Source organism: Micromonospora sp. DT47 (genome assembly GCF_049844475.1).
In the GTDB taxonomy this organism is placed as follows: Bacteria; Actinomycetota; Actinomycetes; order Mycobacteriales; family Micromonosporaceae; genus Micromonospora.
In genome coordinates this window covers 94,099-108,648 of the sequence record NZ_JBNCLC010000007.1, presented here as the reverse complement: position 1 = coordinate 108,648, position 14,550 = coordinate 94,099, and the positions used below count along the sequence as shown (strand labels likewise).

Below are 14,550 nucleotides of genomic sequence, written 5' to 3'. Positions count from 1 at the left end.
GCGGGCAACCACTAGCTCGCCGTCCAGCCCCCGTCGAGGGCGATCGAGGCGCCGGTGATGAAGGCCGCCGGCGGGGAGCAGAGGTACGCCAGCAGCTCGGCGACCTCCTCCGGCTCGATCAGCCGCTTGATCGCGGCCCGGGCCAGCATGATCTTCTCGACCACCTCGTCCTCGCCGATGCCGTGGCTGGCGGCCTGGTCGGCGATCTGGCTCTCCACCAGCGGGGTGCGCACGAACGCCGGGTTGATGCAGTTGGCGGTGACCCCGTGCGCGGCCCCCTCCAGCGCGACCACCTTGGACAGCCCCTCCAGGCCGTGCTTCGCCGACACGTAGGCCGCCTTGTACGGCGAGGCGCGCAGCCCGTGCACCGAGGAGATGTTGACGATCCGGCCCCAGCCCTGGGCGTACATGTGCGGCAGCGCGCGCCGGATGATCTGGAACGGCGCCTCCACCATCACCCGGTGCAGGTGGGCGAAGCGCTCGGTGGGGAAGTCCTGCACCGGTGCCACGTGCTGCAGCCCGGCGTTGTTGACCACGATGTCCACGTCGGCGTCGAGCCGGTCCACCGTCGCCAGGTCGGACAGGTCGACCCCCTCGGCCCGGCCGCCGGCCTCCGCGGCCACCGCCTTGGCCGCCTCGACGTTGCGGTCCACCACCAGCACCGCCGCGCCCGCCTCCGCCAGGCGCAGGGCACAGGCCCGGCCGATGCCGCTGCCACCACCGGTCACCAGGGCGCTACGACCGGAGAGGTCGACGCGTACGACGTGGGGGACCGCCACGGGTTCTGCCGTCATGGCGCAAGAAGTTACGAGCTGTGTGGCCGGCGGCACATGGGGCGGCGACACATACTCGGGGGCCGGACTGTGTGGTGGTCGGGCCGTCCGGCGTGTCCGCTCCGCCGGCCGTCCCGGCGGGCCAGTATGGTGTCGAACACACGTACTGCTGGCGGCTGGGGGAGGAGGCGGCGTGCGGGTGCTGGGCGTCGACCCGGGGCTGACCCGGTGCGGGGTCGGCGTGGTCGAGGGGGTGCCGGGGCGGCCCTGCACGCTCGTCGCCTACTACGTCGTCTACACCGATCCCGCCGACGAGCTGCCGCTGCGCCTGCTGCACCTGGACCGCTCGCTGACCGAGCTGGTCGCCGAGCACCGGCCGGACGCGGTGGCCGTGGAGCGGGTCTTCAGCCAGCACAATCTCCGCACGGTGATGGGCACCGCCCAGGCCAGCGGGATCGCCGTGCTGGCCGGGGCGCGTGCCGGGCTGCCGGTGCAGACGTACACGCCGAGCGAGGTGAAGGCGGCGGTGACCGGTTCCGGTCAGGCCGACAAGAAGCAGATGACCACCATGGTCACCCGGCTGCTGCGGCTGCCCGAGCCGCCGAAGCCCGCCGACGCGGCCGACGCCCTGGCCCTGGCCATCTGTCACGTGTGGCGCGGCGGGACCCGCTCGAAGCTGGCCGCCGCGGCGGACCGGGTACGACGAGGAGGAGCTCGATGATCGCCAGCGTGCGCGGCACGGTGACCGCGACCGGTCCGGATCACGCGGTGGTGGAGGTCGGCGGGGTCGGCCTGGCGGTGCAGTGCGCCCCCGGCACGCTCGCCGAGCTGCGGGTCGGCCAGCCGGCCCGGCTCGCCACCAGCCTCGTGGTCCGGGAGGACTCGCTCACCCTCTACGGCTTCGCCGACGACGACGCCAAGCAGCTGTTCGAGCTGTTGCAGACCGCCAGTGGGGTGGGGCCCCGGCTGGCCCAGGCGGTGCTCGCCGTGCACACCCCGGACGCGGTGCGCAAGGCGATCGCCAACGCGGACACCGCCGCCCTGACCCGGGTGCCCGGGATCGGCAAGAAGGGCGCCGAGCGCCTGGTCCTGGAGCTGCGCGACCGGGTCGGCCCGGTGCCGGTCGGCGTCGACGGCGCGGCCGGGGTGACCGGTGGAGCCTGGCCCGAGCAGGTCCGGCAGGCGCTGGTCGGGCTCGGCTGGACGGCCGGGCAGGCCGACCAGGCGGTGGCCGCGGTGGCGGAGACCGTCGACGGCGAGACCCCGCCGGTGTCGGTCCTGCTCAAGCAGGCCATCCGGCTGCTGGGCCGGGCCCGATGACCGGCGACGAAGGTCTGGTCTCCGCGTACGTCACCGACGCCGAGCGGGACGCGGAGGCCAGCGTCCGGCCCAAGCGGCTGGGCGAGTTCATCGCCCAGCACCGGGTCCGCGACCAGCTCGACCTGCTGTTGCAGGGCGCGATGCGGCGCGGCTCCCCGCCGGACCACATCCTCCTGTCAGGGCCGCCTGGCTTGGGTAAGACCACCCTGGCCAACATCGTCGCCGCCGAGCTGGGCTCCGGCATCCGGGTGACCAGCGGGCCGGCGATCGAGCGCTCCGGCGACCTGGCGGCCATCCTGACCAGCCTGGCCGAGGGCGACGTGTTCTTCATCGACGAGATCCACCGGATCGCCAAGCCGGCCGAGGAGCTGCTCTACAGCGCGATGGAGGACTTCCGGGTCGACGTGGTGGTCGGCAAGGGGCCCGGCGCCACCGCCATCCCGCTGGACGTCGAGCCGTTCACCCTGGTCGGCGCGACCACCCGGTCCGGTCTGCTGACCGGGCCGATGCGGGACCGGTTCGGTTTCGTCGCACACCTGGACTTCTACGCCCCGGCCGATCTGGAGGCGCTGCTGCACCGCTCGGCGCGGATCCTCGGCGTGCCGATCACCGAGGAGGGGGCGGTGGAGATCGCCGGCCGATCCCGGGGCACGCCCCGGATCGCCAACCGGCTGCTGCGCCGGGTCCGCGACTTCGCCGAGGTCCGGGCGGACGGCGTGGTCACCCTGGAGACCGCCCGAGCGGCTCTCACGGTGTACGACGTCGACGCGCTCGGCCTGGACCGGCTGGACCGGGCGGTGCTGACCGCGCTGGTCGACTCGTTCCGGGGCGGGCCGGTCGGCCTCTCCACCCTGGCGGTGGCGGTGGGGGAGCAGCCGGACACGGTCGAGGAGGTCTGCGAGCCGTTCCTGGTCCGGGCCGGCCTGCTGGCGCGCACGCCCCGGGGGCGGGTGGCGACGGAGGCGGCCTGGCGCCATCTGGGCCGTACGCCACCAAATGGTACATTTGGCACCGAGGCCGCTCCGCTGCCCGATCTGTTCTCCGCCGCGCCCGATCAGCCGTGATCCGAACGTGATCTGTACCGCATTCGGCGTTCTCAGGCGCAGGGATTAGACTCGCCGCGGTCTGTACAGGATGTGAGAATCCGCCTCCACTCCGACGCCCCGCGTCGGATCGGAGGCCAATGGGAAGGTCGCACACCGTGCCTTACGCAGCAGCCTCCGGCGGAGGCGCCGGCGGTATCACGCCGATCATCATGATCGCCCTGCTCTTCGGCGTCATGTACTTCATGATGATCCGACCGCAGCAGAAGCGTCGCAAGCAGGCCGAGGCCATGCAGTCCACCCTCTCCCCGGGCGACGAGGTGGTCACCATCGGCGGGCTCTACGGCACGGTCACCGGCGTGGACGACGACACCGTGCTGCTGGAGGTGGCCCCCGGCGTGCAGACCCGCTACGCCCGCCCGGCCATCGCCCGGGTGGTCAACCAGGCGGAGCGCGCCGAGCCGGCCGAGCCGGTCACCGAGGACGCCGTCAAGGAGTAAGTGTCGTCCCCGCCCCCTACTTCAGGGGTCGGGCCTGGCAGGACAACTGGATAGCTGGGCCGGCCTCCGCGGCCGGCACGCGTCCCGCACCGACCGGCGCCCCCGGTCCGGCGGCGGTACGCCGTGCCGACCGACGGGCACCGGTCCGTGGAGAGCACGTCGGCCCGGACCCCCGGGTCCGATCTCGCCGCCGCTGCACCCGCGGCGCGACCGTTACAGGGAGACAGGACAGCCGTGGCACCACCTCAGGGACAGATGCGCCCCGGGCGGCAACTCGCCGTACTCGGGCTCATCTTCGTCGTCCTCTATTCTTTGGTGTTCTTCTCCGGCGCCAGCGGCGGCTGGAAGGACCGGCTGGAGCCCCGGCTCGGCCTGGACCTGATCGGCGGCACCCGGCTCACGCTGGAGGCCACGAACAGCCTCGATGGCAAGCCCCCGACGGCGGCGAACCTCGAGGAGGCCCGCCAGATCATCGAGAGCCGGGTCAACGCCTACGGCGTGGCCGAGGCCGAGGTGGTCACCGAGGGCAACCGGAACATCGTCATCTCCCTGCCCGGTGAGAACCGCGACCTGACCGAGGTCGGCGAGGCGGCCGAGCTGCGCTTCCGCAAGGTGCTCAAGGCCGCCGACGGCAGCGGAGCGGTCACCGCCCCTCCGGCGGCCCCGACGCCGGCCCCGTCCGGCAGCGCCTCGCCGCAGCCGTCGGGCAGCGCGGCGCCGCAGCCGTCCGGCAGCGCCGCGCCGAAGGCGACCGCCTCGCCGAGCGCCGGTGGCCAGGGCGGCGGCGCCCCGGCGCCGAGCGCCAGCGCCACCCCGTCCGCGTCGGCCTCGCCGAGCGCGCCGGCCGCCTCGCCCAGCGCCGCGCCGGTGTCGCAGAGCATCGAGGAGCAGCGCAAGGCCGTCGAGAAGAAGGTCGGCCCGGCCGCCTGGGCCGCCGCGAGCGGCCTGCAGGCCCCGGCCGACCTCGCCGCCGACCCGTCGCTGGCGGAGAAGCTCAAGGCGTTCGCCGCGCTCTCCCCGCAGGAGATCGCGGTGCTGAGCCCGCAGATGCAGTTCAACGTTCCGACCATCACCTGCGCCCAGCTGGACAAGCGTCCGGCCGCGTCGATCAAGGACGAGAAGCAGCAGGCGGTCGCCTGCGAGGGTGGCGCGGCCAAGTACCTGCTCGACGTGGCGAAGGTGGTCGGCACCGACGTCAAGGACGCCAACGCGGTGCTCGACGAGGCCAGCGCCTGGGTGGTCAGCCTGAACTTCACCGGCGGCGGCCAGAGCAAGTGGACCGAGCTGACCCGCGAGGCGTTCAACAACACCGGTGGCGCCTGCGACCAGACCGCGCTCGGTCAGGACGGCAAGTGCCGGGTGGCGGTCGTTCTGGACAACGGGATCGTCTCGTCGCCGGAGATCCAGGGCGTGCTGACCGGTGACTCGCAGATCAGCGGCAGCTTCGACAGCACGTCGGCCAACGAGCTGGCCAGTCAGCTGCGCTACGGCGCGCTGCCGGTGACCTTCGTGCCCCAGGAGCAGCAGAACGTGACCGCGACGCTGGGCGACAGCCAGCTGCGGGCCGGTCTGCTCGCCGCTGGCATCGGCCTGCTGCTGGTCATCGTCTACTCGTTCTTCTACTACCGGCTGCTCGGCTCGGTCATCTTCCTGAGCCTGGTGCTCTCCGCGCTGCTGGTCTTCGGCGCGCTGGTGGTGCTCGGCCGGCAGATCGGCTTCACCCTCACCCTCGCCGGCATCGCCGGCATGATCGTCTCACTGGGTGTGGCGGCGGACTCCTTCGTCATCTACTTCGAACGGCTCAAGGACGAGATCCGCGAGGGGCGCAGCCCGCGCAGCGCGGTGCCGCGCGCCTGGATCCGGGCCCGCCGGACGATCATTTCGGCGAACGCGATCACGCTGATGTCCGCCGTGGTGCTCTACGTCGTCTCGGTCGGCACGGTGAAGGGCTTCGCCTTCGCGCTCGGCCTGGCGACCGTGCTCGACCTGGTGGTGGTCTTCCTGTTCCGCCACCCGATCATGACGATGTTCGCCAGCACCCGGGCGTTCCTGTCCCCGCGGGTCAGCGGCCTCGGCCGGGCCCTGCCCGCCCGGTCGGCCGAGCAGGCCAACCCCCGCAACCCGCGCGCGAAGGAGGCCTGAGATGGCCAAGACGGGTCTGGCGTCCCGCCTCTATCGGGGCGAGGCCGATCTCAACATCGTCGGCCGGCGCAAGCTCTGGTTCGGTGTCGCCGCCGCGTTGGTGCTGGTGGCGGTGCTCAGCTTCGCGGTGCGCGGCTTCAGCCTGGGCATCGAGTTCGCCGGCGGCAACTCGTTCCAGGTGCCGGCGACCGTCGGCACCCTCGACGACGCCGAGGCGAAGGTCAACGACGCCCTGCGGACCGAGGGCGGCGGCGCCGAGGTGGTCACCGCGCAGAAGGTCGGCAGCACCAGCGGCGAGCACTACGAGATGCGTACCGGGCAGCTCAGCTCGGAGCAGGCCAGCGCGGTCAAGGGCGAGATCGCCGAGCGGTTCGGCATCGAAGTCGGCCAGATCAGCGAGAACCGGGTCTCCGAGGCGTGGGGCAGTCAGGTCACCGAGCGCGCGCTGCTCGGTCTGATCATCTTCATCGCGGTGGTGGCGATCTACCTGGTCCTACGGTTCGAGTGGCGGATGGCCGCCGCCGCGATCGCCTCGCTGTTCATGAACCTGATCCTCACCGCCGGCATCTACTCGCTGGTCGGCTTCGAGGTCACCCCGTCGACGATCATCGGCTTCCTCACCATCCTGGGCTTCGCGCTCTACGACGTGGTGGTGGTCTTCGACAAGGTCCAGGAGAACACCCGCGGCATCACGGCGAACAACAGCCAGACGTACGGCGAGGCGTCCAACCTCGCCCTGAACCAGAGCCTGATGCGGTCGCTGAACACCTCGGTGGTCGCCCTGCTCCCGGTCGGCGGTCTGCTCTTCATCGGCGCCGGCCTGCTGGGCGCGGGCACGCTGAAGGACCTGGGTCTGGTGCTCTTCGTCGGTATGGCGGTGGCGTTCCTGACCTCGATCCTGCTGGCCACCCCGCTGCTGGTGCTGCTGAAGAACCAGGACCCGCGGATCAACGCGCACAACAAGCGGGTGCTGGGCCGCCGGGGCGCCATCGCCCGGGGCGAGATCACCCCGAAGGGCGCCCCGCGCCCGGTCGACGAGGCCGCGGACGAGGCGGTCGACCCGGAGACCGCGGCGCTGGCCGGCTCCGCGCCGAAGGTGGGCGCCCGACCGGCGGGCAAGCGCCCGACCGGCGCCCGGGGCGGCCGCCCCAGCGGCGGCGGGGGCAACCGGCCGGGTGGCGCGAAACGGCGCTGACCGACCCGGGACACCCGGTAGGAATTGAGCCGACGGCGTCCGCCATGCTGTGCGAGCAGCGTGACGGACGCCGTCGTCGTATCGAAGGGAAACGGAATCACCGTGACGGAGACCCACAGCACCGCCGTGCGGGGAGACAGTGGCCCGGAGGTCGCCCGGCTGGTGGCCAGCCGCGTGCTGGACGTGCCGGACTTCCCCAAGCCCGGGGTGATGTTCAAGGACCTGATGCCGCTCTTCGCCGACGGCGACGTCTTCCGCGAGGTGATCGACGGGATCATCGGGTACCACGGGCGTGACTCGTTCGACATCGTGGTCGGCATCGAGGCCCGCGGCTTCGTGATCGCCGCCGCGATCGCGTACGCCACCGGGATCGGCGTGGTGCCGGTGCGCAAGGCGGGCAAGCTGCCCCGCGAGGCGTACTCGGCCTCGTACGCCCTGGAGTACGGCGAGGCGACCCTCGAGGTGCACCAGGACGCCTTCACCGCCGGGCACCGGGTGCTGGTGGTGGACGACGTGCTGGCCACCGGGGGCACCGCCGAGGCCACCCTCGACCTGGTCGAGCGGGCCGGCGGCACGGTCGCCGGCTTCACCGTCCTGCTGGAGCTGGGCTTCCTCGAGGGCCGCAGGAAGCTCGCCGGGCGCCCGGTCCATGCCCTGCTGACCGTTTGAGCCGACCCCGTCCGGACGGGCCCGGCGCGGTCCGTCCGGCGGAGCGGCGGGGCACCCACCGTGCGGGTAGCATTGCCCTTTGCTGACCGGGTGGTCCACTGCCTGGACGGCGCGAGGAACGGCCGGCACGGGTTGTCGGCACGGAACAACACCGGCCCCAGGGTTGGTTGAAGAGGACGTCGACCGGATGGTCGACGCGTTTCCGGCGAGCGGTGAGGAGGCCGGTGTCCCACGATGTCGTCCCTCCGGCGGAGGGCACGGTGTACCCGACAGGCGACGCTGACGGCTCGGTGACCGACCGGAAGATCAACCCGCCGGCCCGGGTGGCGGGCGCCGGTGACGGCGTCGCCCCCGACGTTGCCGGCCAGCGTGACGACGCGGTCGTGGTGCCGTTCCCGGCCGACGGTGACCCCTCGCCGAGCGGCGGTTTCGCGCTGTCCAACGCGCCGACCGGCCGCCGGGTGCGGGCCCGCCTGGCCCGGTTCAACGCGCCCTGGCAGAGTTCCCAGGTCAGCGAGGTGCTCGAGCCGCTGATCGCCACCCATCGGGAGAACCACCCCAAGGCGGACGCGCGGCTGCTCCAGCGGGCGTTCGACACCGCCGCGCGCTGGCACTCCGGTCAGTACCGCAAGTCGGGCGACCCGTACATCACCCACCCGCTCGCGGTGGCCACGATCCTGGCCAACCTCGGGATGGACACCACCACCCTGGTCGCCGCGCTGCTGCACGACACGATCGAGGACACCGAATACACCCTCGACCAGATGCGCGCGGACTTCGGCGGCGAGGTCACCCTGCTGGTCGACGGCGTGACCAAGCTCGACAAGGTCAAGCTGGGCGACGCGGCCAAGGCGGAGACGATCCGCAAGATGGTCGTGGCGATGGCCAAGGACCCGCGGGTGCTGGTGATCAAGCTCGCCGACCGGCTGCACAACATGCGCACCCTGACCTTCCTGCCCCGCCCCAAGCAGGAGCAGAAGGCGAAGGAGACGCTGGAGATCCTCGCCCCGCTGGCCCACCGGCTGGGTATGAACACGATCAAGTGGGAGCTGGAGGACCTCGCCTTCGGGACGCTGTTCCCGAAGCGGTTCGAGGAGATCAACCGGCTGATCGGGGAGCACCAGCCGCAGCGCGAGGCGCTGCTGCGTCAGGTGACCCAGAAGGTGCAGACCGACCTGAAGGCCGCCAAGATCAAGGCGGAGACGACCGGCCGGCCGAAGCACCTCTACTCGATCTACCAGAAGATGATCGTGCGGGGTCGCGACTTCAACGACATCTACGACCTGGTCGGGGTGCGGATCCTGGTCGACACGGTGCGGGACTGCTACGCGGCGCTGGGGGTCATCCACGCCAACTGGCAGCCGGTGCCGGGCCGGTTCAAGGACTACATCGCGATGCCCAAGTTCAACATGTACCAGTCGTTGCACACGACGGTCATCGGGCCCACCGGCAAGCCGGTGGAGATGCAGATCCGCACGTACGCCATGCACCGCACCGCCGAGTTCGGCATCGCGGCGCACTGGAAGTACAAGGAGCACAAGGGCACCCAGATCGTCGGCCCGCCGGCCCACATCGACGAGATGACCTGGCTGCGCCAGCTGCTGGACTGGCAGCGGGAGGCGGCCGACCCGAGCGAGTTCCTCGACGCGCTGCGCTTCGACCTGTCCAGCCAGGAGGTGTACGTCTTCACCCCGAAGGGTGACGTCATCCCGCTGCCGACCGGGTCGACGCCGGTGGACTTCGCGTACGCGGTGCACACCGAGGTGGGGCACAAGTGCATCGGGGCGCGGGTCAACGGCAAGCTGGTGCCGCTGGAGTCGACGCTGTCCAACGGCGACGTGATCGAGATCTTCACGTCGAAGTCCGAGACGGCCGGCCCGACGCAGGACTGGTTGGGCTTCGTCAAGAGTCCGCGCGCCCGCACCAAGATCCGCCAGTACTTCAACAAGGAGCGGCGCGAGGAGGCGATCGAGGCCGGCAAGGACGCGATCGTCAAGGCGATGCGCAAGCAGGGCATGCCGTTGCAGCGGATGCTCACCTCGGACGCGCTGATGGCGATCGCAAGGGATCTGCACCTGGCCGACGTGGCATCGCTCTACGCGGCGGTCGGCGACAGCCAGGTCTCCGCCCAGTCGGTGGTGCAGAAGCTGATGGCCTCCTACGGCGGCGAGGAGGGCGCGGCGGAGGACATCGCCGAGACCGCCGTCGCCACCCGGCCGCCGCACAGCCGGCAGAACAGCAGCGACCCGGGTGTCGTCGTGCGGGGCGTCAGCGACGTCTGGATCAAGCTGGCCCGCTGCTGCACCCCGGTGCCGCCGGACGCGGTCTTCGGCTTCGTCACCCGCTCCGGCGGGGTGAGCGTGCACCGCGACGACTGCGCCAACGCCGAGGACCTGCGGGCGCAGAGCGAGCGGGTGGTCGAGGTCAGCTGGAAGCTCACCTCCGCCTCGACGTTCCTGGTGGCGATACAGGTGGAGGCGCTGGACCGGCACAAGCTGCTCGCCGACGTCACCCGGGTGCTCTCCGACGAGCGGGTCAACATCCTCTCCGCCACCGTCACCACCACCCGGGACCGGGTGGCGGTGAGCCGGTTCAGCTTCGAGATGGCCGACCCGAAGCACCTCGGCCACCTGCTGGCCGCGGTACGCAAGGTCGACGGCGTCTTCGACGCGTACCGGGTCACCTCGGGGGCCTGAGCGACAGACGGAAGCGCCCGCCGGCTCAGCCGGCGGGCGCTTCGTCGTACGGGTGGGGTCAGCCCTGGATGTCGCTCATCGCCAGCTTGGTGATGGTGACCTCCTTCTTGGGGTGACCACCCCCGGCCTGCTGCGCGAACGCCTTGTCGTCGCCGGCCGCCGCGACCTGCTTGACCAGGTCCATGCCGCCGGTGATCGTGCCCAGCACGGTGTAGTTCGGGTCGAGCTGGGAGTCGCCGTAGACGATGAAGAACTGGCTGCCGGTGCTGCCCGGCTGGCCGGAGTTGGCCATCGCGATGACGCCATCCGGGTAGGCGGGGCGCTTGTCGGTCGGCAGGTTCTCCTCGGCCATGTTGTAGCTCGGACCGCCGGTGCCGTCGGTCTCCCGCCAGCCGTTGCCGGTCGCGCTCGGGTCACCGCACTGGAGCACCTTGATGCCCTCGGTCACCAGCCGGTGGCACTTGGAGTTGTCGAAGAAGCCCTTGCTCGCCAGGTGGGTGAAGCTGCCGGCGGTGCAGGGCACGGCGGCCCGGTCGATCTTCGCGGTGATCGGGCCCAGGTTGGTGTCGATCGTCATCGTCTGGGTGCCGGTGTTCTTCTGCTGGGCGGCCGGCAGCCCGACGTCCTTGATCTGCTTGGTCCGGCCCTCCTTGGGCACCTCGGTGTAGGCGCACTGGGCGGAACCGGCGTCCGGGCCGGCGGCGTTCTGCTTCTTGTCGTCGCCGCCGAGGCTGGTCGCCAGCCAGACCGTGCCGGCGACCACGAGCAGCAGGACCGCTCCGGCCCCGACGATCGCCTGCGTCTGCCGGCGCTTGCGGGCCTTGGCCGCGCGCTCGGCCATCTCCCGCTCCAGTCGGGCCCGCGCCGCCGCGCGCTGCCGCTCTCTCGTGGACGTCACGCCTCACTCCTCCTGGACTTGCTGGCGCGGTCGCTGCCGCGGGTACGGGTGGTCGGTCCGGCTCAGCCGGCGCTGGGGCTGGCCGAGGGGGCGCCCGGGGCCGGGCTCTCCGGGGCCTGCGCCGACTGGGCCGGCTCGCCGACGGTGAGCTTCTGGATCATCACGTCGGTCTTCGGCTTGACCTTGGCTCCCGTCCCATTGTCCACGGTCGGCAGGGCGCCGATCTTCTCGATCACGTCCAGCCCGCCGGTGACCCGGCCGATGATCGGGTACGCCGGCTTCGCCGGGTTGAAGTCCTTGAAGAAGACGAGGAACTGGCTGCCGTTCGCACCCGGCGGGTTCGCGATCATGGCGACCGTGCCCTTCGGGTACGCCGGCGGCTGGCCGGGGGCCGGGCTGGCCGACGGATTCGCCTCGGGCGCCGCCGGGACGTTCTCGTCGTAGAACGAGTAGGTCGGGCCGCCCAGCCCGGTGCCGCTCGGGTCGCCGCAGCGCAGTGCGCCCTCGGCGGTGATCTCGTGGCACTTGGTGTTGTCGTAGAACGCGTTGCTCGCCAGGTGGGCGATGCTCGCCGCGGCGCAGGGCGCGCCGGCGAGATCCAGCTCGGCGGTGACCGGCCCGCCCTGGTTGGTGGTGACGGTCATGGGCCGGGTGCCGGAGGTGGGCAGGTCCTTGGTCGGCGGGGTGCCGACGTCCTTGAGGTTGGTGTTGGCGCCGGCGTCCTGCGGCGTCCAGAGGCAGACGTCCTGGGCGGCCTTCTGCTCCGGGTCCCGGTCGAAGGCGCCCAGACCCCAGGCCGCGCCGAGCACGACCAGCACCAGGACGACCGCCGCGCCCACACCCGCCTGGATCTGCCGGCGACGCCGGGTGGCGGCGGCCCGCCGGGCCAGCTGCCGGTCGAGCTTCTCCCGCGCCAGCTTGCGCTGCCGGTCCCTGCTGGAAGCCACCCGTGCTCCTCTTCCTCTACCTGGTCGTCACCGGCGGTCCGGCCGCTCGCGCCCGTCGCGTTCGCAGGTGCGCCACGCCACACGCCCGCCAGAGTGTACGGGTACCCGCTGTGAAGTGGTGTACGAGGTCCGGGCTGCGTTTATCGGAGTGCGTCACTGTGCCGCACGGGGCGCGGGGGACGGGTGGGTCGGGGATATCCGGTCGCCGCTGCGGCTAGGCTGCGACAGGGGACGACGATTCGACGGAAGGGGAGCGGACGTGCTCGTGGCCGGCTTTCCCGCGGACGCCTTCGGCACCAACTGCTACGTGGTGGCGACCGCGCCGGGGGAGCAGTGCGTGGTGGTCGACCCCGGCATCGGGGTGCTCGACCGGCTCGACGCCGTGCTCGCCGAACACCGTCTGCACCCCGTCGCCGTGCTGCTCACCCACGGCCACCTCGACCACACCTTCTCCGTGGCGCCGGTCTGCGGCGCGCGCGGCATCCCCGCGTACGTCCACCCGGACGACCGGGAGCTGCTCGCCGACCCGGCCAAGGCGCTCTCGATGGACCTCACCCAGCTCTTCGGCGGCCGGCTGCCCTACGCGGAGCCGGACGACGTGGCCGAGCTGACCGACGGCGCGACGTTGGCCCTGGCCGGGTTGGAGATCACCGTCGACCACGCCCCCGGCCATACCGGCGGGTCGGTGCTGTTCCGGATGCCCGGCGCCGGCTCGCCCTGGGAGGCCGAGCAGATCTGCCTCTCCGGTGACGTGCTCTTCGCCGGCTCGATCGGCCGCACCGACCTGCCGGGCGGCAGCATGCCCCGGATGCTGACCAGCCTGCGGGAGAAGGTCCTCCCGCTGGCGGACGACACCGTCGTCCTGCCCGGCCACGGCCCCGCGACCACCATCGGCCGCGAGCGCGCGACCAACCCGTACCTCGTCGAGGTGGCGGGGACCGGCGGCGCGCGCCCGGCTGCGCCCACCCGCGGTCTGTGACGGCCGCACCCACGACCTGACCGCGCCGCCCGCGCGGGACTTCAAGGAGAACGTGATGAGCAAGCCCACGCCCATCTCCGGTTTCCCGGAGTGGACGCCCGCCCAGCGGATGATCGAGCAGTTCGTCCTGGACCGGATCCGGAGCACCTTCGAGCTGTACGGCTTCGCGCCGCTGGAGACCCGCTCGGTGGAGCCGCTCGATCAGCTCCTGCGCAAGGGGGAGACCTCGAAGGAGGTCTACGTGCTGCGCCGGCTGCAGGCCGACACCGACGGCCCGGCCGGGGACGACTCGCTCGGCCTGCACTTCGACCTGACCGTGCCGTTCGCCCGCTACGTGCTGGAGAACGCCGGCAAGCTGCAGTTCCCGTTCCGCCGCTACCAGATCCAGAAGGTGTGGCGGGGCGAGCGGCCGCAGGAGGGGCGCTACCGCGAGTTCCTCCAGGCCGACATCGACATCGTCGACCGGGACACCCTGCCCGCGCACTACGAGGCCGAGATGCCCCTGGTCATCGGCGACGCGCTGCGCTCGCTGCCGATCCCGCCGGTGCGGATCCAGGTCAACAACCGCAAGATCTGCGAGGGCTTCTACCGGGGCATCGGGCTCACCGACCCGGAGGCGGCGCTGCGCGCCGTCGACAGGCTCGACAGGATCGGCCCGGCGGGGGTCGCGGAGCTGCTGGCGGAGACCGCCGGGGCGAGCGAGGCGCAGGCCAAGGCGTGCCTGGCCCTGGCCGAGATCTCCGCGCCGGACGCCTCCTTCGCCGACGCGGTGCGCGCCCTGGGCGTGAGCGATCCGCTGCTCGACGAGGGCATCGCCGAGCTGACCGCCGTGGTGGAGACCGCCGCCGCGCACTCGCCCGGTCTCTGCGTGGCCGACCTGCGGATCGCCCGTGGCCTGGACTACTACACCGGCACTGTCTACGAGACGCAGATGGTGGGCTACGAGCGGTTCGGCTCGGTCTGCTCGGGCGGCCGGTACGACAACCTGGCCAGCTCGGGCAGCGTCCGCTTCCCGGGCGTGGGCATCTCGATCGGGGTGACCCGGCTGCTGGGCCTGCTCTTCGGCGCCGACGCGCTGACGGTCTCCCGCAGCGTGCCGACCTGCGTCCTGGTCGCCGTCAGCAACGAGGAGGACCGCCCGGCGAGCAACAAGGTGGCCGAGGCGCTGCGCTCCCGGGGCATCCCGACCGAGGTGTCGCCGAGCGCGGCCAAGTTCGGCAAGCAGATCCGGCACGCCGAGCGGCGCGGCATCCCGTATGTCTGGTTCCCCGGCACCGAGGGCGACGAGGTGAAGGACATCCGCTCCGGTGAGCAGATCGCTGCGGCGGCGGGGGAGTGGACGCCGCCCCGGGAGGACCTGAAGCCGCTGGTGAGCTGAGCTCATTACT

13 protein-coding genes are annotated in these 14,550 nt (G+C 72.0%); 10 read left to right on the top strand and 3 right to left on the bottom strand.

Features of this window, described 5'->3' with window-relative positions; all coding sequences use genetic code 11:
* Positions 1–11: 11 nt before the first annotated feature.
* Entirely contained in the window at positions 12–794 is a 783-nt protein-coding gene (locus tag ACLQ2U_RS13475; RefSeq protein WP_425750948.1) for a 3-hydroxybutyrate dehydrogenase, read from the bottom strand.
* A gap of 172 nt (positions 795–966) precedes the next feature.
* Here ACLQ2U_RS13475 and ruvC point away from each other — a divergent pair, with 172 nt between their 5' ends.
* The 8 genes from ruvC to ACLQ2U_RS13435 all read left to right on the top strand — a co-directional run bounded on the left by ruvC (position 967) and on the right by ACLQ2U_RS13435 (position 10,338).
* A complete protein-coding gene (gene ruvC, locus ACLQ2U_RS13470; protein ID WP_425750947.1) occupies positions 967–1,494 on the top strand; it encodes a crossover junction endodeoxyribonuclease RuvC in 528 nt (175 codons plus the stop codon).
* Positions 1,491–2,093, top strand: a complete 603-nt coding sequence (gene ruvA / locus ACLQ2U_RS13465) for a Holliday junction branch migration protein RuvA (RefSeq protein WP_425750946.1) — start codon at positions 1,491–1,493, stop codon at positions 2,091–2,093. The genes ruvC and ruvA overlap by 4 nt, the downstream gene beginning before the upstream one ends.
* A complete protein-coding gene (ruvB, locus tag ACLQ2U_RS13460; RefSeq protein WP_425750945.1) occupies positions 2,090–3,157 on the top strand; it encodes a Holliday junction branch migration DNA helicase RuvB in 1,068 nt (355 codons plus the stop codon). Before ruvA ends, ruvB begins: the two co-directional genes overlap by 4 nt.
* Before the next feature lie 191 nt (positions 3,158–3,348).
* On the top strand, positions 3,349–3,636 hold the full coding sequence (yajC, locus tag ACLQ2U_RS13455) for a preprotein translocase subunit YajC (RefSeq protein WP_425751114.1): 288 nt from the start codon (positions 3,349–3,351) through the stop codon (positions 3,634–3,636).
* 234 nt (positions 3,637–3,870) lie between these two features.
* The gene (gene secD / locus ACLQ2U_RS13450) at positions 3,871–5,778 is read left to right on the top strand and encodes a protein translocase subunit SecD (RefSeq protein ID WP_425750944.1); all 1,908 of its coding nucleotides are present in this window, start codon (positions 3,871–3,873) and stop codon (positions 5,776–5,778) included.
* A 1-nt stretch (position 5,779) separates the two neighbouring features.
* Positions 5,780–6,973, top strand: coding sequence for a protein translocase subunit SecF (secF, locus tag ACLQ2U_RS13445; RefSeq protein ID WP_425750943.1), 1,194 nt, complete (start codon positions 5,780–5,782; stop codon positions 6,971–6,973).
* A gap of 102 nt (positions 6,974–7,075) precedes the next feature.
* On the top strand, positions 7,076–7,642 hold the full coding sequence (locus ACLQ2U_RS13440) for an adenine phosphoribosyltransferase (protein WP_425750942.1): 567 nt from the start codon (positions 7,076–7,078) through the stop codon (positions 7,640–7,642).
* Between the two features lie 224 nt (positions 7,643–7,866).
* A complete protein-coding gene (locus ACLQ2U_RS13435) occupies positions 7,867–10,338 on the top strand; it encodes a RelA/SpoT family protein (RefSeq protein ID WP_425750941.1) in 2,472 nt (823 codons plus the stop codon).
* Between the two features lie 58 nt (positions 10,339–10,396).
* On the opposite strand, the gene ACLQ2U_RS13430 is transcribed toward ACLQ2U_RS13435, so the two are convergent.
* The gene (locus tag ACLQ2U_RS13430; protein WP_425750940.1) at positions 10,397–11,236 is read right to left on the bottom strand and encodes a peptidylprolyl isomerase; all 840 of its coding nucleotides are present in this window, start codon (positions 11,234–11,236) and stop codon (positions 10,397–10,399) included.
* A gap of 62 nt (positions 11,237–11,298) precedes the next feature.
* Positions 11,299–12,183, bottom strand: coding sequence for a peptidylprolyl isomerase (locus ACLQ2U_RS13425; protein ID WP_425750939.1), 885 nt, complete (start codon positions 12,181–12,183; stop codon positions 11,299–11,301).
* A gap of 259 nt (positions 12,184–12,442) precedes the next feature.
* On the opposite strand from ACLQ2U_RS13425, the gene ACLQ2U_RS13420 reads away from it, so the two are divergent.
* The gene (locus ACLQ2U_RS13420) at positions 12,443–13,162 is read left to right on the top strand and encodes an MBL fold metallo-hydrolase (RefSeq protein WP_425750938.1); all 720 of its coding nucleotides are present in this window, start codon (positions 12,443–12,445) and stop codon (positions 13,160–13,162) included.
* Positions 13,163–13,217: 55 nt separating this feature from the next.
* Positions 13,218–14,540, top strand: coding sequence for a histidine--tRNA ligase (gene hisS / locus ACLQ2U_RS13415; protein WP_425750937.1), 1,323 nt, complete (start codon positions 13,218–13,220; stop codon positions 14,538–14,540).
* The last annotated feature ends 10 nt before the right edge of the window (positions 14,541–14,550 follow it).